The organism is Pseudomonas sp. CH61 (assembly GCF_059429415.1).
In genome coordinates this window covers 1,234,330-1,253,989 of record NZ_CM182098.1, presented here as the reverse complement: position 1 = coordinate 1,253,989, position 19,660 = coordinate 1,234,330, and the positions used below count along the sequence as shown (strand labels likewise).

Genomic DNA, 19,660 nt, shown 5'->3' with positions numbered 1-19,660 from the left:
AAGTTTTGCCAAGGACCTGAACCGAAAACGGAACGCTGCGCACCAGGATTTATGAGACTCAAGCCTTTTCCCACATTCTTTGCCCTGTTTTGCCTGCCCGGCCTCGCCGCCGCGGGGGAAAAAACCGTGTACGGCCTCAACGAATACGCTTCGCTTGACGGCATCAATCTCGAAGTCGCAGCCAAACTCGACACCGGGGCGAAAACCGCCTCGCTGAGCGCCCGCGACATCAAACGCTTTAAACGCAACGGTGAATCCTGGGTACGTTTCTACCTGGCGATCGATGCCGCGCATTCGCACCCGATCGAACGGCCGCTGGCCCGGGTCAGCAAGATCAAGCGCCGTGCCGGCGACTACGACCCGGAAGAAGGCAAGAAGTACACCGCCCGTCCGGTGATCGAGCTGGATATCTGCATGGGATCGGCGATGCGCAGCATCGAAGTGAACCTGACCGACCGAAGTGCGTTCCAATACCCGCTTTTGATTGGCTCCGAAGCGCTGAAACGCTTCGATGCGCTGGTCGATCCAAGCCTTAAATACGCTGCCGGCAAACCCGCCTGCACCATCGCCGCTCATACCGCCGAGTAATTTCCATGCGTTCTCTAACCTTCCACCTGAAAATCCTGATCACCATTCTGGTGCTGCTGGGCGTTTCGGTTACGGCCTATCAGATTTTCGTGCTCGGCATCCCGGTGACCGAAGATGCGACCGACGACTTGTGGAACATCGACGCCAAGGTCGAGTTCGTCGCCAGCACCAAGGATCCGGTGAAGATCCAGATGTTCGTGCCACCGTTGAGCCGCGACTACGTCAGCCTCAACGAGAGCTTTATCTCCAATAACTACGGGGTCGCCGTCAACCGCGTCGACGGCAACCGCAAGGTCACCTGGTCGGCACGCCGGGCCAAGGGCAACCAGACGCTTTATTACCGTTTGGTGCTGACCAAGCGTTACACCGCGGAAAAATCCAAGATCAAAGGCCCGACCTTCCGCGACAGCATCGCTATCGAAGGCCCTGAGAAAATCGCCGCCGAAGCCCTGCTCGCGCCGATCCGCCAGCACTCGGCCGACGTCGAAACCTTTATTGGCGAGGCGATCAAACGCGTCAACAACGTCAACGATGACAACGTCAAACTGCTGCTGGCCGGCGATCCGTCGACGCCGCACAAAGCCAAAATCGTCGAACTGCTGCTGTCCATCGCCCACGTGCCGGTGGAAAAAGTCCACACCATCCGTCTCGTCGCCGATCAGCCACAAATGCCTGAACTGTGGCTGCGCAGCTTCAATGGCAACGACTGGCTGTACTTCAATCCGGAAACCGGCGAGCAAGGCCTGCCGACCGACCGCCTGCTGTGGTGGACCGGCGATGAAAACCTGATCACCGTCGATGGCGGCAAAAAAGCCAACGTGACCTTCAGCCTGAACAACAGCGAGATGAACGCGATTCGTCTGGCCAAGCTGACCGACGAAAACACCGACGCCAACTTCCTCGAGTATTCGCTGTACGGCTTGCCGCTACAGACCCAGCAGACCTTCATGATCATGGTGATGATCCCGATTGGCGTGCTGGTGATCCTGATCCTGCGCAACCTGATCGGCTTGCAAACGCTCGGCACGTTCACCCCGGTACTGATCGCCCTCGCCTTCCGCGAAACGCAGCTGGGTTTCGGCATTCTGCTGTTTACCGTGATCACGGCGCTGGGCTTGTCATTACGTTCGTATCTGGAACACCTGAAGCTGCAAATGCTGCCGCGACTCTCGGTGGTGTTGACCTTTGTTGTGGTGTTGATCGCGGCGATCAGCCTGTTCAGCCATAAGCTCGGTCTGGAGCGCGGCTTGTCTGTTGCGCTGTTCCCGATGGTGATTCTGACCATGACCATCGAACGCCTGTCGATCACCTGGGAAGAGCGCGGTGCCAGCCATGCGATGAAAGTCGCCATCGGCACGCTGTTCGCCGCTTCTCTGGCGCACCTGATCATGACCGTGCCTGAGCTGGTGTACTTCGTGTTCACCTTCCCGGCGATCCTGCTGATTCTGGTCGGCTTCATGCTGGCGATGGGTCGCTATCGCGGCTACCGCCTGACCGAACTGGTGCGTTTCAAGGCTTTCCTGAAGAAGGCTGACGCCTGATGTTCGGTTTCTGGAAGACCTGGAAGGCGCTGGAAGCGCGCGGCATCATGGGCATCAATCGGCGTAACGCCGACTATGTGCTCAAGTACAACAAGCGCAGCCTGTACCCGATCGTCGATGACAAGATCATCACCAAGGAACGCGCGATCGAGGCCGGCATTCACGTGCCGGAGCTGTATGGCGTGATCTCCACCGAGAAGGAAATCGACAAGCTCGACGAGATCATCGGCGGGCGCAGCGACTTCGTGATCAAACCGGCGCAGGGCGCCGGCGGCGACGGCATCATTGTCATCGCCGACCGTTTCGAAGGTCGCTATCGCACGGTGTCGGGCAAGATCCTTGCCCACGAAGAGCTTGAGCATCACATCTCGAGCATTCTCACTGGCCTGTATTCGCTGGGCGGCCACCGCGACCGGGCGCTGATCGAATACCGGGTGACCCCGGATCAGATCTTCAAAAGCATCAGCTACGAAGGCGTGCCGGACATCCGCATCATCGTCTTGATGGGTTATCCGGTGATGGCGATGCTGCGCCTGCCGACCCGGCAGTCCGGCGGCAAGGCCAACTTGCACCAAGGCGCGATTGGCGTCGGTGTCGATCTGGCGACCGGTTTGACGTTGCGTGGCACCTGGCTGAACAACATCATCACCAAACACCCCGACACCACCAACGCGGTGGACGGCGTGCAACTGCCCTACTGGGACGGTTTCATGAAACTCGCGGCGGGCTGCTATGAGCTGTGCGGGCTGGGCTATATCGGTGTTGATATGGTGCTCGATCAGGAGAAAGGCCCGCTGATTCTTGAGTTGAATGCGCGGCCGGGGCTGAATATTCAGATTGCCAATGACTGTGGGCTGACGTTGCGTACCCATGCAGTGGAAGCGCGGCTGGAAGAGCTGAAGGCGCGAGGGGTGACGGAGACGGTTGAAGAGCGGGTGGCGTTTACTCAGGAGATGTTTGGGCATATTCCTGCGGTCGAAGGCTAAGAGCTGAAAAACTAAAAGCCCCTCACCCTAGCCCTCTCCCAGAGGGAGAGGGGACTGATCTGATCTGGTCAAACGATACTGGACACGGTTATAGGGTTTTACCCTTTTTCATGCCGCCAGGGCCTCCATGTCCACCGGAGTTCGGTAGCCATTGTGACTGTGCAGCCTGATCCGATTGTAATAATGGGTCAGGTAGCGCAATACATCGGTACTGGCCTCATCTTCGTTTCGGTAGCCAGCCTTGGGTATCCATTCAGATTTCAAACTGCCAAAGAAACGCTCCATCGGGGCGTTGTCCCAGCAGTTTCCTCGTCGACTCATGCTTTGTTTTATGCGCATGTCCGCCAGCGTTTCACGAAACACTTTACTGCTGTAATGACAGCCCTGATCCGAATGGAACATTAGGTTTTCAGGGCGTCCTCGCGACTCGAAAGCCATCTTTAACGCTCGACAGGTCAGAGCTGAATCCGGACTTCTGGACATCGCCCAGCCGACGATGCGGCGGGCATGCAGATCAAGTACAGCAGCCAGATAAACCCAGTAAGTACCGGCCCAAATGTAAGTCACGTCGCCACACCACACTCGATTGGGGGCCTCGACTTTGAATCTACGCTCCAAATGATTGGGGGCGTATTGCGCCTCCGCACCGCTGGGTTTGTACCGATGCCTGCGCCGTTGCTGGCTCTTCAAACCGAGCTCGCGCATCAGGCTACGAGCCATGTAACGACCTACCGACTCTTTTTCGTTACACAGCGCTTTTGACAGGCTGCGCGCGCCCATTGATCCGCGACTTTGCTCATGTAATTCGGCAGCCTTGATCTTTAGGCGATCGCGCCCGACATGCACTTTCGCCCGCTGTTTCAGACGCTCGTAATAACTGCTGCGGTTGATACCAAACACGCCACACAACTCGGATCTTGGATATTGCTCGCTTAACTCCTCGACCAGCCTTACCGATCGAGGGAATCCGACATCAAGAGAGCTGTAGCCTTTTTTAAAATTTCCTTCTCGCGCTCAATCCGTCGAATTGTTGCTTCCAGTTCCTGGATGCGTTGTTGGTCAACGGTCATGGCCTTGGACTTCTCAGGCGTCTTGCCACTGCGCTCCGCACGCAGTTGCTCAACCCAGCGGCGCAGAGCTGTAGGGCCCACGCCCATTGCTTCGCAGGCTTCACTCACCGAATAGTCTTTATCCAAAACCAGGCAAGCCGCATCCCGTTTGAAATCTGTCGAAAAATATCGTCTGGTCAAATCACACCTCTTCGTTGGGCGTAGATTAACGCCCTTTAGGGGTGTCCAGAATCATTAAGCCAGATCAACCGAGGTGGATGTGGGAAGTACGCCGACCTGAACGTCCTGAGTCGAACTCAGGTCTTGAAAGCATGAAGATCGGCGCCCTTTCCCCCTCACCAGCTTGAGATATCCAGCCGAACTCGAATCTTGAAAAGCATGAAGATCGGCTCCCTTCCCCCTCACCAGCTTGAGATATCCAGCCAAACTCGGATCTTGAAAATCATGAAGATCTGCTCCCTTTCCCCCTCGCCCCCTTGGGGGAGAGGGCTGGGGTGAGGGGGTAGGCTTTTGATTTTGATCTGACAGCCGAGAGAGGACTACAATCCCCTCCCCGCCTCAACGGCCGATCTGCCCCGCCCATGTTGACCTGTTCCGTACACCCGCTGCCCTACCGCGCCAATCCCGCCGACTACTTCGCGGCCATTCGCAATGCCCCCGGCGCCGTGCTGCTCGACAGTGGCCGCCCGAGCGCTGACCGTGGCCGTTATGACCTGCTCAGCGCCTGGCCGCTGGAACAACTGGCGGTGTTGCCTGACGAAAGCGGCAATCATTTCCTGCAACGTCTGCGTGACAATCTTAATCGCCTCGGTGAGGCTGATTTGCCAGCGGGTTTCGAGCTGCCCTTCGCTGGCGGTTTGATCGGTTACCTGAGCTACGACTTCGGTCGGCACCTGGAAAACCTGCCAAGTCAGGCGCGCGATGATCTGCAATTGCCAGATGCGCGTTTTGGCCTGTACGCCTGGGCACTGATCAGCGATCACCAGATGGCCACCAGCCAATTGGTCTTCCACCCGTCCGTGATCGACGGCGAGAAACAACGCCTGATTGCGTTATTCACTCAGCCACATGCTGATGCGCTGACCCCGTTCAAATTGAACGCTCCGATGACCGCCGACCTCTCGGCCGACGATTACCGCCAAGCCTTCGAACGCATCCAGCACTACATCCAGGCCGGCGATTGCTATCAGGTCAACTTCGCCCAGCGCTTCCGCGCTTCGTGCCAGGGCGATCCGTGGCTGGCTTACTGCAAATTGCGCGAAGCCTGTCCGACACCGTTCTCCGGTTTCCAAAGCCTGCCCGACGGCGGCGCCGTGTTGAGCCTGTCGCCAGAGCGCTTCGTCAAAGTCAGCCAGCGTCAGGTCGAAACCCGTCCGATCAAAGGCACCCGCCCGCGTGGCCTGACACCCGCCGAAGATGCCGCCAACGCCGCCGAACTGCTGGCCAGTCCCAAGGATCGCGCGGAAAACCTGATGATCGTCGACCTGCTGCGCAACGACCTCGGCCGCACCTGCCGCATCGGCTCGGTGCGGGTGCCGGAGTTGTTCAGCCTGGAAAGCTATCCGAACGTGCATCACCTGGTCAGCAGCGTCACCGGTGAATTGGCCGATGATCGCGACGCACTGGATCTGATTGCCGGCAGTTTCCCCGGCGGCTCGATCACCGGCGCACCGAAGATTCGTGCGATGCAGATCATTGATGAGCTGGAACCGACCCGGCGTGGATTGTATTGCGGCTCGTTGCTGTATCTGGACGTGCGCGGCGAGATGGACAGTTCCATCGCGATTCGCAGTCTGTTGGTCAAGGATGGCCAGGTGTGTTGCTGGGGTGGCGGCGGGATTGTTGCCGATTCGGACTGGCAGGCGGAGTATCAGGAGTCGATCACCAAAGTGAAGATCCTGCTCGAAACCCTGCAGAACCTTTAAAAGCTATCGCGAGCAGGCTCACTCCTACATTTGGAATGCGTTCCCCTGTAGGAGTGAGCCTGCTCGCGATGGCGTCTTTCCAGACGACTACAAACTCAAATCCCGATTCGAGGCTTTGAGGAATTCCTGCTTCAGCTCGGCAAACGTATGCACCGCCGGAAACTGCGGGAACTCACGAATCACATTCTCCGGCGCATGGAACAGAATCCCCGCATCCGCCTCGCCCAGCATCGTCGTGTCGTTATACGAATCCCCCGCCGCAATCACCCGGTAATACAGGCTCTTGAACGCCAGCACCGACTGACGTTTGGGATCTTTCTGGCGCAGCTGATAGCTGGTCACCCGCCCGGTCTCGTCAGTAATCAGACGATGGCAAAGCAACGTCGGAAAGCCCAACTGACGCATCAACGGCTGCGAGAATTCGTAAAACGTATCCGACAGAATCACCACCTGAAAGCGCTCACGCAGCCAGTTGACGAACTCCACTGCACCGTCCAACGGCTTCAGGGTGGCGATCACTTCCTGAATGTCCGACAGCTTCAAGCCGTGCTCATCGAGGATGCGCAGACGCTGCTTCATCAGCACGTCGTAATCGGGAATGTCCCGGGTGGTGGCCTTGAGGGATTCGATTCCGGTTTTTTCGGCGAAGGCGATCCAGATTTCCGGCACCAACACCCCTTCAAGATCCAGGCAAGCAATTTCCACAAGACACTCCCGTTTGTAGTGATTATTTGAGTCGAGCGACGCCGAACTCTAGCGACTCACATGCAGACGCGCAACGCACAGCACGTCCCCGAGCCGTGCAGCTTTTTGTTACCATCAGCGCCATATAGAGCGCCCAGCGCCACCGACCTGTAGGAAGCCGCCCTGATGAGCCCAACGTTCGACGTCGTGGAACTCGCCACGACCTATGCCAACAAATCCGCCCAGGACATTCTGAAACTCGCATTTGCCGAGTTCGGCGATGATCTGTGGATATCTTTCAGCGGCGCCGAGGATGTGGTGCTGGTGGACATGGCCTGGAAGCTCAACAAGAAGGTCAAGGTGTTCAGCCTCGACACCGGCCGCCTGCACCCAGAGACCTACCGCTTTATCGATCAGGTGCGCGACCACTACAAGATCGACATCGAGCTGGTGTCGCCGGACTACACGAAACTGGAACCGTTCGTGAAGGAAAAAGGCCTGTTCAGTTTCTACAAGGACGGCCACGGCGAATGCTGCGGGATCCGCAAGATCGAACCGCTGCGGCGCAAACTGTCCAGCGTCAAAGCCTGGGCCACCGGCCAGCGCCGCGACCAGAGCCCGGGCACTCGCAGTGCCGTGGCGGTGATGGAAATCGATACAGCGTTCTCCACTCCTGAACGCACCCTGTACAAGTTCAACCCGCTGGCGCAGATGACCAGCGAAGAGATCTGGGGTTACATCCGCATGCTCGAACTGCCGTACAACAGCCTGCATGAGCGCGGTTTCATCAGCATCGGCTGCGAACCGTGCACCCGCCCGGTCCTGCCGAACCAGCACGAGCGCGAAGGTCGCTGGTGGTGGGAAGAAGCGACGCAGAAAGAATGCGGGCTGCATGCCGGGAATATCATCAGCAAGGCGTAACTCCCTGCCGCGCTGATTTCCCCCTGTAGGAGTGAGCCTGCTCGCGATAGCGGTGTCTCAGTCGATGAATTTTTTGCCTGATACACCGCTATCGCGAGCAGGCTCACTCCTACAAAGGTCACTAGCGACTCAATAAACGTGTACACACGAATGTCACCATCGGTGCCATTTATGTGTGCACTTTTTTGTATCGCGCCCTGAAAAGTTACATCCCTACCAAAAACCTCTCGCCTCCGCCCGCCAACAAAATCCCCCGCCAAAAATAAATACTTGTTCAATCGGTCAATTTTTAACCAATTATTTTCAGACACTTAGCGCTCATCGATAACTTTTCGAAATGAGCACGGCTGCGCATAGATCAACGACTGGCACAGATCTGGCTTAGGTGCATACATGTTTTGTATACAAAACCGCAAAACATAAACACTTTCGATCCGCAAGCCTGAAGCGCCCTATCCCGTACAGGCTGCAGATGCCCCGTAACCAGTGATGTTCGCTGGCCGCGACGAAGATATGTCGAGCCTGACGGCTTATGCACAGTCATCGCAGCCTTGAACATCAGGAGCCTGCCGGAATGCGTACAACTCTCTCCAATAACATCACGCTGAATCTGCCCGCCTCTCCCGTTACCCAACCGTTACCCGATGGCGGACTCACCGAGCCGTTGCAACTCAGTCCGCGTCTGCACAACAGCGACCTGGCACCGACCAAGGCCGAAGGTCGACGCTGGGGCAAATACAGCATCTTCGCCCTGTGGACGAACGACGTGCACAACATCGCCAACTACTCCTTCGCCATCGGTCTCTACGCCCTGGGCCTGGGTGGCTGGCAGATTCTCTTGTCATTGGGGATCGGCGCGGCGCTGGTGTACTTCTTCATGAACCTGTCCGGCTACATGGGACAGAAAACCGGCGTGCCGTTTCCGGTGATCAGCCGGATCAGTTTCGGCATCCACGGCGCGCAAATTCCTGCACTGATCCGGGCGGTTATCGCCATTGCCTGGTTCGGCATTCAGACGTATCTGGCCTCGGTCGTATTCCGCGTGTTGCTTACGGCGGTCCATCCCGGATTCGCCGATTACGACCACAACTCGATTCTTGGCCTGTCGACGCTGGGTTGGATTTGCTTCGTGGCGATCTGGTTCGTACAACTGGCGATCCTCGCCTACGGCATGGAAATGGTGCGTCGCTACGAAGCGTTTGCCGGACCGGTGATTCTGCTGACCGTCGCCGCCCTCGCCGCGTGGATGTATTTCCAGGCCAACGCGACCATTGCCTGGTCGACTCGCGAGCCGCTGATCGGTGGCGAGATGTGGCGCAACATCTTTGCCGGCGGCGCGTTGTGGCTGGCGATCTACGGCACGCTGATTCTGAATTTCTGCGACTTCGCCCGCTCCTCGCCGTGCCGCAAGACCATCAAGGTAGGAAACTTCTGGGGTTTGCCGGTGAATATTCTGGTGTTCGCCGCGATCACCGTCCTGCTCTGCGGTGCGCAATTTCAGATCAATGGCCGGATCATCGAGAGCCCGACCGAGATCATTGCCTCGATTCCCAACACCTTTTTCCTGGTGCTCGGTTGCCTGGCATTCCTGATCGTCACCGTTGCGGTGAACATCATGGCCAACTTCGTCGCCCCAGCCTTCGTCCTCAGCAACCTTGCGCCGAAGTACCTGACCTTCCGCCGCGCCGGACTGATCAGCGCGACCATTGCCGTGTTGATCCTGCCGTGGAATCTCTACAACAGCCCGCTGGTGATCGTGTATTTCCTGTCCGGCCTCGGCGCCCTGCTCGGCCCGTTGTACGGGGTGATCATGGTCGACTACTGGCTGATCCGCAAAGGCCGGATCAACGTCCCGCAGCTCTACAGCGAAGATCCCAACGGCGCTTATTACTACAACCACGGGGTCAATTTCCGCGCGGTGGCGGCGTTTATTCCTGCGGCGCTGATCGCCATCGTCCTGGCACTGGTGCCGGGCTTCCACAGCGTCTCGCCATTCTCTTGGCTGATCGGCGCCGGGATCGCCGGAATGCTTTACCTGATCATCGCCAAGCGTCAGCCGCACTACGCCGACATCAGCGGCGAATCGATCGCTGTCGACAACGTCTGCCATTAACTCCCTCGCGGCCCGGTTTCGGGCCGCAGAACTGCCCGCTATAAGGATTTCCCCATGCGTATTCTCGTGGTCAACGTCAACACCACCGAATCCATCACCGAGGCCATTGCCCGTTCGGCGCAGGCTGTCGCTTCACCCGGAACCGAAATCGTCGGTTTGACGCCATATTTCGGCGCCGATTCGATTGAAGGCAACTTCGAAAGCTACCTCGCCGCCATTGCGGTGATGGATCGAGTGATGTCCTACGATCAGCCGTTCGACGCAGTCATTCAGGCCGGTTACGGCGAACACGGCCGTGAAGGTTTGCAGGAACTACTCAACGTGCCGGTGGTGGACATCACCGATGCAGCAGCGAGTACGGCGATGTTTCTTGGCCATGCCTATTCGGTGGTAACCACGCTGGATCGCACCGTCCCGCTGATCGAGGATCGGCTGAAACTGTCAGGCCTGTGGGATCGTTGTGCTTCGGTGCGGGCCAGTGGGCTGGCCGTTCTGGAGCTGGAGCACGAACCACAGCGTGCGCTGGAAGCGATCGTGCATCAGGCGGAGTTGGCGGTGACGCAGGACAAAGCCGAGGTGATCTGCCTGGGTTGCGGCGGCATGGCCGGGCTCGATGAGCAGATTCGTCGACGTACCGGGGTGCCGGTGGTGGACGGGGTGACGGCGGCGGTGACGATTGCGGAAGCGCTGGTGCGATTGCGCTTGTCGACGTCGAAAGTGCGGACGTATGCGACACCGCGACCGAAGAACATCATTGGCTGGCCGGGGCGGTTTGCCCGCTGAGGTGATCAGCGAAAACCGAGTCGACCCATTCGCGAGCAAGCTCGCTCCCACAAGGGAAACGCATTCCAAATGTGGGAGCGAGCCTGCTCGCGAAGGCCACAACTCGGTATCAAGCCGAGCTCAAATTGCACTGAACCTCCGCGCCAACCCCCGCTCCGCAAACTGCTCAATCACATAATCGACAAACGCCCGCGTCTTGCCCGGCAACAACTTATGTTCGGCGTAATAGATCGAGATATTGCCATCATCAACAAACCAGTCCGGCAACACTCGCTGCAATGTCCCCGCCTGCAGATAGCCCACCGCAAACGGCATACTCACCAGCGCGATTCCCAAGCCTTGTGCTGCTGTCCTGCAAGCGGCCTCGGAATCACTCATGGTCATTCGCGCCTTGAGCATCAACGGCTGACAGTTCTGTGGATTACGTCCGGTCAATTGCCAGGAACGCACGCGTCCGGTTTGCGGCGAGCGGATCAGAATGCCATCGTGGTGGCTGAGGTCGTCTGGTTCGATGATCTCGGGATTGGTCTGTAAATAGTCGGTAGACGCGACCAATATCCGGTGCGCCGGGCTCAACTTGCGCGCGATCACGCCTTGCGGAAGTTCGAAACCGCCACCGATGGCCGCATCAAAGCCCTGGGCGATCAGATCGACCTGTCGATTATCGAAGTGCCAGTCCGGATTGATCGCCGGATATCGTCGTAGAAACTCACCGAGCATCGGCACGATATGCAGACAGCCAAATGCTGCGCCCATGCTGACTTTCAGCGTCCCCGCCGGACGCCCTTCGACGCTGGAGAGATTGGCCACGGCATTTTGAATCGTCGTCAGACTACCGCTGACTTGATCCAGAAACAGTTGCCCGGCCTCAGTCAATGTCAGGCTGCGTGTACTACGCTGGAACAGCCGCACACCGAGCCGCACCTCGAGTTTGGCCACGCTTTTGCCGACTGCCGCCGGGGTCAGACTCAAGCGTCGCGCGGCCTCGGCAAAGCTGCCGACTTCGGCGCTGCGCACAAAGCATTCAATGCTGCTGAAGGTTTCCATGATCGCCACTATAAACTTTTGGTTTACACAGACTATAGCAATCATGGTCTACACAGTTGTCGATACCACGCCGATACTCGCCACCAATACCAAGGCATTCCCGCCTTGAACACTCTGGAGATCGAACATGACCACTCAACACCTCAGCGGTAAAGTCGCTCTGATTCAAGGCGGTTCCCGTGGTATCGGCGCAGCCATCGTCAAACGTCTGGCCGCTGAAGGCGCTGCAGTAGCATTCACTTACGTCAGCTCCGCCGCGAAAGCCGAAGAATTGCAGAACAGCATCACCGCCAACGGCGGCAAAGCCCTGGCGATCAAGGCAGACAGCGCCGATGCCGCCGCCATTCGCCACGCCGTCAGCGCCACCGTCGAAGCCTTTGGCCGCGTCGATATTCTGGTCAACAACGCTGGCGTGCTGGCCGTCGCACCACTGGAAGATTTCAAACTCGAAGACTTCGACCAGACCGTAGCGATCAACATTCGCAGCGTCTTCATCGCCTCGCAGGAAGCCGCCAAACACATGGGCGAAGGTTCGCGCATCATCAACATCGGCAGCACCAACGCTGACCGCATGCCCTTCGCCGGCGGCGGTGTGTATGCGATGAGCAAATCGGCGCTGGTCGGTTTGACCAAAGGTCTGGCCCGCGACCTCGGCCCACGCGGCATCACCGTCAATAACGTGCAACCCGGCCCGGTCGACACCGACATGAACCCGGCGCACGGTGACTTCGCTGAAAGCCTGATCCCGCTGATGGCTGTAGGTCGTTACGGTAAAGCCGAAGAAATCGCCAGCTTCGTCGCCTATCTGGCAGGCCCGGAAGCCGGTTACATCACCGGTGCCAGCCTGACCATCGACGGTGGTTTCGGCGCCTGATTTATCTGAGTCGACTGAACGAAAAACGCCGCCCCTCTTTTTACACAGGGGCGGCGTTTTTTTGTCTCAGATGTTTACGCCCATTCCAGCGCCGGCAAGCCGCAAGCACTCGGAGTGAACGCCTTCAGTGTGCGAAGAATCCCGTCAGCGTGTGCGTATTTTTCATCGGCCATGGCGGCATCGGGGATGGCGATCGCCGTCATGCCTGCGGATTTCGCTGCGGTCACACCGAACGGCGAATCCTCGAACACCAGGCAATCCTCAGGTGCCACGCCCAGGCGCCGGGCAGCGGTGAGAAAAATATCCGGCGCCGGTTTGGCCGCGCCGACTTCCGGGTCGTCTGCCGTGACGATGAAGTCGAACAACGCAAACCAGTCACGGTGCAGCGTGGTTTTCTGGCCGAACGATTGCCGCGATGAACTGGTGCCCACCGCGATCGGAATGTTGTGCGCCTTGAGGTGGCGGATCAGCTCTTCGGCACCCGGCATCGCTCGCGCGGTGGGAAAGCGCTCACGCATCAGCGGTTCACGGATGACCAGAAACTCTTCAGCGGTGATCGGCAGATCCAGCGCCTGCACCACATAGTTCGCCAGATCATTGGCCCCGCGACCAATGATGTTCTGCTTGATGCTCCAGTCGAAGGTGCGCCCGTAACGCTGGGCAATCAGCGAGGTGACCTCGGTATAAATGCCCTCGGTGTCCAGCAGCAAACCGTCCATATCGAAAATCACGGCCTTGATCGGGCCGAACGCCTTCAGCGGTGCATTCATCATCGGATCCGTTAACAAAGACATCCCAGGCGGCAGGTGATGCCGCTGCTCGGATCTGATTAAAGGGTTCAGCAGCATAACGAGCGCGGCAGACATTGAGCAACGGGCAATGTTCTTTGAGCCGATGAACTACTCACGAGCATTTAGCGAAAAATCCTACAGGCATCGCCTACTCGCCCGACTTCTTTCCTGTTTGATCCCCCGCAAAGTCCCCGCACCTTTTTGATGTGCGCGAGAGACTGCGAATGCTTCCAACCGATCGGCTGCTGGCCCTGAACAACAGCATCGGCCTGCTCGTTGTTGCTGCTTTGAACCCGGACGAGCCGGACTTCGAACACCTGATCCGCGAATTCCGCCTGTGTCTGAACCACTACGACGCCTGGGCCGAGCAGTTCTGGACAGGCACCGCGCTGGATGTCGAGCAGGTCTTCACCGTCGGTAACGACGTGCGCCTCAGCGCGCCGATCAAGTCGCGTCAACCGCTCAGTTCATCGGTGGTCATGTGCTCGGCCAGCGGGTCGCTGACGCTGGTGCACATGTTCGAGGCCGCGCGGTTTGTGCCGATTGGCAACACCCCGGTAACCCTCGAACCGGTGCTTGCCGATGTCGGCGGCGTGCTGACTTTCGGCGAACCACGGCACCACACCATCGGCCCCAGCGGCATTCTGCAGGTGACCGATTGCGATCGGGGCCAGCGTTATCGCATCACCTTCTTTCCCGATGTGTCCACCGACCATGTGCGTGCTCTGTATGCCTCTTATGAAGGTGTCATTGCAGGCCTGGAAGGCTGGCTGCGCGCGGAGTGGGCAGGGTTTAACCCACAGTGGACGGAGTTTTCCAGCGCCGGATTTCTTCAGCGTTACGGTCAGTTGCAACAGGCCGACTGGCGCGGGTTCGAGAAAGCCCTGAATGGCGTTTGGGATGACATCAAACAGATATTCGCCCTCCTCGCCGACCTGCAGGCCAACAGTGAAAAATTGCTGGAGTACCTCAGCGAGGCCGAGCTTGAGGCGTTATTGAATGCCTCCAGCGACGCCATCGCCAACGGTCTGCTGATCCTCAGTGACGAACCGCTGCTGTTCATTCATCTGGCCGCGTTTACCAGTTGGCTGAAGATGCTGCCGCCGCAGCACCTGGCCGAAGTGGTGGCCGAGGTGCGGGTCGAACTGCTGATCAGTTTTCTGCTGATGGGCTTGTCGGGGGGCGTCGGCGTGCCGCTGCGTTTGAGCAGCAAGGTGCTGGCGAAGGTCAAGTCGCCTCGCGCTCGGGAATGGCTGGCGGCCTCTGCGTTGCGCTTGGCCGAACTGACGTCCTCGGCGGATTTGACGCGGCATGCCAGCGTTTTGAAGCCGCTGATGCTCAATGTGCGTGACGTTGAGTTGAAACCGACACCGGCGATACCGCTGAACATTCGTCAGGCTGATTCTGTGGTGTTGACCGTGCCGAATCCGGCGCCTGTTGTGCGGGACAAGTCTGGCGGTTCGAGCCGGATCGAGCGGCATGAGCCTCACGACGATTCGCCGGATCAGGCGAAAAACCCCAACGGCGACAGCGCCGATTGCGTGCCGCGCACCTGTACCAACGGCTGCCCGGTGTCGATGGTCACCGGTGAAGAACTGCTGACCCTGACTGATGCGGTGCTCGATGGCGTGTTGCCGTTTGAGTTCACGCGGTTGTATCGCAGCAGTGCGGTGGAAATCGATACCGGGCTGGGGTTTGGCTGGAGTCATTCGCTGGCGCATCGGCTGGCCTTTGAAGGCGACTTTGTGGTCTGGATTGACCACGAAAACCGGCGTACCCGTTTTCCGCTGCCGAGTGTTGAGCGACCGGCGATTCACAACAGCCTGTCGCGGGCGGCGATCTTTCTGGGGGATGAACCGGAAGAGCTGATACTCGCGCTGGCCGGGGAAACGGCGCGGTTTTATCACTTTCGCGCAGGACGACTGACAGCGATCAGCGATGCCTATGGCAATCGTCTGACGGTGCAGAGCGATCGCTCTGACCGGGTGCAGCGACTGGATAACGGGGCCGGGCGTTCGCTGCTGTTGCGCTATGACCGCGCGCAGTTGCTCGGTGTCGATTATCAGGTGTTTCGCGACGGAGCCTGGAGTACCGAACAGGCGCTGGTCAGTTACCGCTACGACGCCTACCAGCATCTGGTCGAAGCGACCAACGCCGTCGGTGACAGCGAGCGTTACGACTACGACGACGCTCACGTGATTCTGCAGCGGCAACTGGCCGGCGGCGCGAGTTTTTTCTGGGAGTGGGAGCGCTCGGGGAAAGCCGCGCGTTGCGTGCGTCATTGGGCGTCGTTTTCGCAGATGGACACCCGTTACGTCTGGAATGGCGACGGCAGCGTGGCGGTGCATTACGTCGATGGCACCGAAGAGACCTACGTCCACGATGATCGGGCGCGGCTGATGCGTAAAGTCTCGGCCGACGGTGGTGAGCAGCTCAAGGCCTATGACGATGCCGGCCGGTTGATCGCCCAGCAGGATGCCTTGGGTGCGGTCACCGAATACCGCTACGACGAGGTCGGACGGCTGATTGCGCTGATTCCCCCGGATGAGGCGCCCACGTCCTACGAGTATCGCAACGGTTTCCTGCACAAACGCTCTCGCGGCGAGGCGGTGTGGATCTACCGGCGCAATGCCGAGGGCGATGTCACCGAAGCGGTCGACCCCGATGGCCAGGTCACCCATTACTACTACGACACCCGGGGTCAGTTGCTGTCGATCCGCTACCCGGACAGCAGCCGGCATCGCTTGGTCTGGAACAGCCTTGGCCAGTTGACCGAAGAAACGCTGCCCGACGGTGGCGTGCGGCGTTTTTCCTACGACGCACTGGGTCGGCGGACCACCACCGTCGACGAACACGGTGCGGTCACCCGTCAGCATTGGGACGCCGTTGGCCGACTGATTCAGACGACTTTTCCTACCGGCAGCACCCGCGCCTACAGCTATGGCGCCTACGGCCAGGTCACTGCCGAGCGCGATGAACTCGGGCGCATTACCCGTTACGAATATGACGACGATCTGCACTTGGTTTCGCGCCGAATCAACCCTGACGGCACGCGGGTGCAGTACCGCTACGACCATGCGCAGTTATTGCTCACCGAGATCGAAAACGAGTCCGGGGAAAAGTACCGGCTCGATTACACGCCGACCGGGCTGATTCGTCAGGAAAGCGGTTTTGATGGCCGGCGCACGGCGTACGCCTATGACCTCAACGGCCATCTGCTGGAAAAGACCGAGTTCGGTGATGACGGCTCGACGCTGATTACCGGATATGCACGCGATGCTGCTGGCCGGCTGCTGGTCAAAACTCTGCCGGACGGGATCAAGGTCACTTATCAATACGACCGCCTCGGCCGCTTGGTCGGTGTCGACGACGGCCAGCAACACCCGCTGGCCTTCGAGTACGACCGCCAGGACCGCTTGATCACCGAGCATCAGGGCTGGGGCACCCTGCGTTACCGCTACGACGCCTGTGGTCAGCTCAAACGCATGCGCCTGCCGGACAACAGCGTGCTCGACTACCGCCACGCCAAGGGCGGCGCGCTGACCGACATCGACCTCAACGGCACGCCGCTGACACGCCACGTCTACCAGTCTGGGCGCGAACGGCAACGCCAACAGGGCCTGCTGCTCAGCGAATACTCCTACGACGATCAGGGACGATTACTCGCCCACGCCGTAGGCCATCAGCGCGATTCGCTGTACCGCCGCGATTATGCCTACAGCGCCAACGGCAATCTCGCGCACATTGCCGACACTCGCCACGGTCAGCGCACCTACGGCTACGACGCCCTCAATCGCCTGATCCGCGTACGCCACTCGCGCGACGAACTGCCGGAATCCTTCGCCCACGACCCGGCCGGCAACCTGCTGATGCAGGACCGCCCCGGCCCGAGCCAGATCAAGGGCAATCGCCTGCTGATGCAGGGCGACCGTCATTACGACTACGACGCCTTCGGCAACCTGATCCGCGAACGGCGAGGCCGCGCGCAGACACTCGTCACCGAATACCGCTACGACAGCCAGCACCGCCTGATCGGCCTGACCCGCCCCGACGGTCAGACCGCGTCTTACAAGTACGACGCCTTCGGCCGACGCATCAGCAAAACCACCAATGGCGAGACCACCGAATTCTTCTGGCAGGGCGACCACCTCGTCGCCGAAAGCAGCGAACGCGAATACCGCAGCTACGTCTACGAACCCGGCAACTTCCGCCCCCTCGCGCTACTCGACGGCAAAGGCCCGAAAAAAGCCTGCCCGTTCTACTACCAACTCGACCACCTCGGCACCCCCCAGGAACTCACCGACTACAGCGGCGACATCGTCTGGTCCGCGCAATACGACGCCTACGGCAAAGTCGCCGCACTGACCCTGGCCGGCGAGGACTACCTGAACCAGCCGCTGCGCTTTCAGGGGCAGTATTTCGACGGGGAAAGCGGCCTGCATTACAACCGGCATCGGTACTACGACCCGAGGCTGGGACGGTATTTGACACCGGATCCGATCAAGTTGGCCGGTGGGCTGAATCAGTACCAGTACGTGCCGAATCCGACGGGGTGGGTGGATCCGTTGGGGTTGAACTCCAACTGCCCGCCGCCGAATAAGCCTGGGTGTGAGGTGCCGGGTGGAAGTGATGGGGTTAAGGTTGATGAAGGAGATCCGAACCTACCGGCGATTGCTCACAATATAGATCCGAAAACTTTGAAGAGAATACATACAATAGAGGGAAAGACCTCAACCAAGACAGTCGATGATTATAAAAATAAAATGCTCAACGGATACGATCCAACAGATCCCATCGATGTCATAGAACATGACGGCAACCTATATATTCTGGACGGACACCATCGCGCAGCAGCTGCACGACAAACTTCGACAAATGTGACAATTAAACTCATAACCGACCTCATAAAATACGACAAAACTCTAAACAGTATTGAAGATGTAATAGAATCAGCAAACAACGTAGGTTTAGACAGATTGGAGCATCGGAGAAGAAGATGACTGATCAAAATGAAACTTTGGACATCCTGATAAATGACTTTATCTCCATGGTGGAGTCCAGCACACTGATATTTGAGCGCAAATTTGGCACTCGTGACATTCGAAGGCTTTGGCGCACCAAGGCAATAAAGCGATGCGGGAGAGTCACTCGAGGCGTTAAATATGTATTGCATGGTATTGGCTGCCGCATCAATTTATCGACAGGAAGCGTAGATTTTGACTATGGCCCAAACGGTGAAATCAATGGGTTTGATACTCGGCGCTTATACTACTTTGCCCGTGACAGACCCTCTAAACATAGAAAATATTGCGATGAAGAAACCATTAAAAAAGAACTCGATGAATATTTAAAGCTAAAAAAAATCAAAAAAATGTCAGACATAAGTAACTTGTATGTATTGGCTGACTCAAAAGAAACCGATTAGACATGACCACCAAAAGGGCCTGTTCACTCAGGCCCTAAAACCAACTCCAAACTCTTAATCCACCCTACTCCCCATCACTGCTCATCCTCATCCTCTTCATACTCCATATCCGCCTCATCCGAATCATTCAACGGCACCGTCGCATCATCCATCAACGACCCCGGATCCTCATTCCCCGGATCATTGATAGGCGGCAGTCCACTCGAACCTTTCTCTTCCTTGCCTTCAGTTTCGGGAGTCATGGCAAACCTCATCATCTCGTGGCGTGTATGACGTTCGAAAAGCCCTACAGCCAATCGTTCCGGTGTCCGACGAGCAAATACAAAAAACCCGGCAAAAAGCCGGGTTTCCGTTTAACCCTCCATCAATGATGGCGGTTTTTATGTTTGTTCTTGTGTTTATGACCGCCGCCCGAATGAGAGCCACCATCGTCACCCAGGTTATTACCGACCGCACCACCCGCCGCGCCGCCCAACCCTGCGCCAATGGTCGAACCCGTAGAGCCGCCGAGGCTGTTGCCGACGACCGAGCCGCCCGCCGCGCCGAGACCACCACCAATGGCCGCTTCGGTTCGATTGCGTTTATTCGCCCCGACGGCACTGCCGGCCGCGCCACCAACACCCGCACCTACCGCCGCGCCAGTACTGCCACCGAGTTGTCCACCGACCACATTGCCGAGCGCGCCGCCCAGGCCGCCACCCACAGCGGCGGTGCCATCACCGGCGGCCATCGCCCCTTGTGCTACCAGCAAACCGAAAAACAGTGCAGATAATGACAAGCGCATATGAACCTCACAGTTCCCGAAGCGGGACAGTCCGCCCAGACATGGGCCTATGTGAGATTGGAGACGCAAACGGGAAAAACGTTCAGCCATGAAAAAGCCCGACATCAAGTCGGGCTTTTTCGGACAAC

The 19,660-nt window shown here is 58.4% G+C and carries 16 protein-coding genes; 10 read left to right on the top strand and 6 right to left on the bottom strand.

Annotated features, from left to right (window positions below; translation table 11 throughout):
* Positions 1-51 precede the first annotated feature (51 nt).
* Genes rloA through AC5SEM_RS05735 form a run of 3 tightly spaced genes read left to right on the top strand, consistent with a single transcriptional unit; the run spans position 52 to position 3,115 of the window.
* A complete protein-coding gene (gene rloA / locus AC5SEM_RS05745; protein WP_016983749.1) occupies positions 52-588 on the top strand; it encodes a retropepsin-like aspartic peptidase RloA in 537 nt (178 codons plus the stop codon).
* A 5-nt stretch (positions 589-593) separates the two neighbouring features.
* Positions 594-2,129: an osmotic stress tolerance membrane protein RloB gene (rloB, locus tag AC5SEM_RS05740; protein WP_102900791.1), complete on the top strand. Its 1,536-nt coding sequence runs from the start codon at positions 594-596 to the stop codon at positions 2,127-2,129.
* Entirely contained in the window at positions 2,129-3,115 is a 987-nt protein-coding gene (locus tag AC5SEM_RS05735; protein WP_077571819.1) for an alpha-L-glutamate ligase-like protein, read from the top strand. Before rloB ends, AC5SEM_RS05735 begins: the two co-directional genes overlap by 1 nt.
* Positions 3,116-3,223: 108 nt before the next feature.
* Here the strand turns inward: AC5SEM_RS05735 and AC5SEM_RS05730 are convergent.
* A protein-coding gene (locus tag AC5SEM_RS05730; protein ID WP_495471302.1) for an IS3 family transposase occupies positions 3,224-4,365 on the bottom strand; the annotation gives its coding sequence in 2 pieces (ribosomal slippage) (positions 3,224-4,104 and positions 4,104-4,365; 1,143 coding nt in all).
* Between the two features lie 401 nt (positions 4,366-4,766).
* On the opposite strand from AC5SEM_RS05730, the gene pabB reads away from it, so the two are divergent.
* Positions 4,767-6,110, top strand: coding sequence for an aminodeoxychorismate synthase component I (gene pabB / locus AC5SEM_RS05725; RefSeq protein WP_495472354.1), 1,344 nt, complete (start codon positions 4,767-4,769; stop codon positions 6,108-6,110).
* A gap of 87 nt (positions 6,111-6,197) precedes the next feature.
* Here the strand turns inward: pabB and thrH are convergent, their stop codons facing one another.
* Positions 6,198-6,815 (bottom strand): bifunctional phosphoserine phosphatase/homoserine phosphotransferase ThrH, encoded by a 618-nt coding sequence (gene thrH, locus AC5SEM_RS05720; RefSeq protein ID WP_007916444.1) that lies wholly within the window; start codon positions 6,813-6,815, stop codon positions 6,198-6,200.
* Between the two features lie 165 nt (positions 6,816-6,980).
* On the opposite strand from thrH, the gene AC5SEM_RS05715 reads away from it, so the two are divergent.
* From AC5SEM_RS05715 to AC5SEM_RS05705, 3 genes are all read left to right on the top strand, one after another.
* On the top strand, positions 6,981-7,715 hold the full coding sequence (locus AC5SEM_RS05715; protein ID WP_495472353.1) for a phosphoadenylyl-sulfate reductase: 735 nt from the start codon (positions 6,981-6,983) through the stop codon (positions 7,713-7,715).
* Between the two features lie 574 nt (positions 7,716-8,289).
* Complete coding sequence (locus tag AC5SEM_RS05710; RefSeq protein WP_495472352.1) at positions 8,290-9,828, top strand: NCS1 family nucleobase:cation symporter-1; 1,539 nt, start codon at positions 8,290-8,292, stop codon at positions 9,826-9,828.
* A gap of 54 nt (positions 9,829-9,882) precedes the next feature.
* Positions 9,883-10,611 carry an aspartate/glutamate racemase family protein gene (locus AC5SEM_RS05705; RefSeq protein ID WP_495472351.1) on the top strand — a complete coding sequence of 243 codons (729 nt, stop codon included), beginning with the start codon at positions 9,883-9,885 and terminating at the stop codon, positions 10,609-10,611.
* Positions 10,612-10,731: 120 nt separating this feature from the next.
* Here the strand turns inward: AC5SEM_RS05705 and AC5SEM_RS05700 are convergent, their stop codons facing one another.
* Positions 10,732-11,658 carry a LysR family transcriptional regulator gene (locus tag AC5SEM_RS05700; protein WP_495472350.1) on the bottom strand — a complete coding sequence of 309 codons (927 nt, stop codon included), beginning with the start codon at positions 11,656-11,658 and terminating at the stop codon, positions 10,732-10,734.
* A 127-nt stretch (positions 11,659-11,785) separates the two neighbouring features.
* On the opposite strand from AC5SEM_RS05700, the gene AC5SEM_RS05695 reads away from it, so the two are divergent.
* The gene (locus AC5SEM_RS05695; protein ID WP_123592755.1) at positions 11,786-12,532 is read left to right on the top strand and encodes a 3-oxoacyl-ACP reductase family protein; all 747 of its coding nucleotides are present in this window, start codon (positions 11,786-11,788) and stop codon (positions 12,530-12,532) included.
* 74 nt (positions 12,533-12,606) lie between these two features.
* Here AC5SEM_RS05695 and AC5SEM_RS05690 read toward each other — a convergent pair whose 3' ends face one another.
* Complete coding sequence (locus AC5SEM_RS05690) at positions 12,607-13,302, bottom strand: HAD-IA family hydrolase (protein WP_495472349.1); 696 nt, start codon at positions 13,300-13,302, stop codon at positions 12,607-12,609.
* Between the two features lie 245 nt (positions 13,303-13,547).
* On the opposite strand from AC5SEM_RS05690, the gene AC5SEM_RS05685 reads away from it, so the two are divergent.
* Complete coding sequence (locus AC5SEM_RS05685; RefSeq protein ID WP_495472348.1) at positions 13,548-18,323, top strand: RHS repeat-associated core domain-containing protein; 4,776 nt, start codon at positions 13,548-13,550, stop codon at positions 18,321-18,323.
* Positions 18,320-18,748: a DUF6896 domain-containing protein gene (locus tag AC5SEM_RS05680; RefSeq protein WP_495472347.1), complete on the top strand. Its 429-nt coding sequence runs from the start codon at positions 18,320-18,322 to the stop codon at positions 18,746-18,748. Before AC5SEM_RS05685 ends, AC5SEM_RS05680 begins: the two co-directional genes overlap by 4 nt.
* Before the next feature lie 74 nt (positions 18,749-18,822).
* On the opposite strand, the gene AC5SEM_RS05675 is transcribed toward AC5SEM_RS05680, so the two are convergent.
* Positions 18,823-18,990 (bottom strand): hypothetical protein, encoded by a 168-nt coding sequence (locus AC5SEM_RS05675; protein ID WP_177412604.1) that lies wholly within the window; start codon positions 18,988-18,990, stop codon positions 18,823-18,825.
* Between the two features lie 122 nt (positions 18,991-19,112).
* Complete coding sequence (locus AC5SEM_RS05670) at positions 19,113-19,532, bottom strand: glycine zipper domain-containing protein (protein ID WP_007914081.1); 420 nt, start codon at positions 19,530-19,532, stop codon at positions 19,113-19,115.
* Positions 19,533-19,660: the final 128 nt, after the last annotated feature.

What these genes read in the sequence shown, in the direction of transcription:
- rloB (WP_102900791.1), top strand. Translation starts at nt 594, where the DNA reads ATGCGTTCTCTAACCTTCCACCTGAAAATCCTGATCACCATTCTGGTG.
- AC5SEM_RS05700 (WP_495472350.1), bottom strand. Translation starts at nt 11,658, where the DNA reads ATGGAAACCTTCAGCAGCATTGAATGCTTTGTGCGCAGCGCCGAAGTC.
- AC5SEM_RS05670 (WP_007914081.1), bottom strand. Translation starts at nt 19,532, where the DNA reads ATGCGCTTGTCATTATCTGCACTGTTTTTCGGTTTGCTGGTAGCACAA.
- pabB (WP_495472354.1), top strand. Translation starts at nt 4,767, where the DNA reads ATGTTGACCTGTTCCGTACACCCGCTGCCCTACCGCGCCAATCCCGCC.
- AC5SEM_RS05690 (WP_495472349.1), bottom strand. Translation starts at nt 13,302, where the DNA reads ATGAATGCACCGCTGAAGGCGTTCGGCCCGATCAAGGCCGTGATTTTC.
- AC5SEM_RS05705 (WP_495472351.1), top strand. Translation starts at nt 9,883, where the DNA reads ATGCGTATTCTCGTGGTCAACGTCAACACCACCGAATCCATCACCGAG.
- AC5SEM_RS05685 (WP_495472348.1), top strand. Translation starts at nt 13,548, where the DNA reads ATGCTTCCAACCGATCGGCTGCTGGCCCTGAACAACAGCATCGGCCTG.
- AC5SEM_RS05735 (WP_077571819.1), top strand. Translation starts at nt 2,129, where the DNA reads ATGTTCGGTTTCTGGAAGACCTGGAAGGCGCTGGAAGCGCGCGGCATC.
- rloA (WP_016983749.1), top strand. Translation starts at nt 52, where the DNA reads ATGAGACTCAAGCCTTTTCCCACATTCTTTGCCCTGTTTTGCCTGCCC.
- AC5SEM_RS05710 (WP_495472352.1), top strand. Translation starts at nt 8,290, where the DNA reads ATGCGTACAACTCTCTCCAATAACATCACGCTGAATCTGCCCGCCTCT.
- AC5SEM_RS05680 (WP_495472347.1), top strand. Translation starts at nt 18,320, where the DNA reads ATGACTGATCAAAATGAAACTTTGGACATCCTGATAAATGACTTTATC.
- AC5SEM_RS05695 (WP_123592755.1), top strand. Translation starts at nt 11,786, where the DNA reads ATGACCACTCAACACCTCAGCGGTAAAGTCGCTCTGATTCAAGGCGGT.
- AC5SEM_RS05675 (WP_177412604.1), bottom strand. Translation starts at nt 18,990, where the DNA reads ATGACTCCCGAAACTGAAGGCAAGGAAGAGAAAGGTTCGAGTGGACTG.
- AC5SEM_RS05715 (WP_495472353.1), top strand. Translation starts at nt 6,981, where the DNA reads ATGAGCCCAACGTTCGACGTCGTGGAACTCGCCACGACCTATGCCAAC.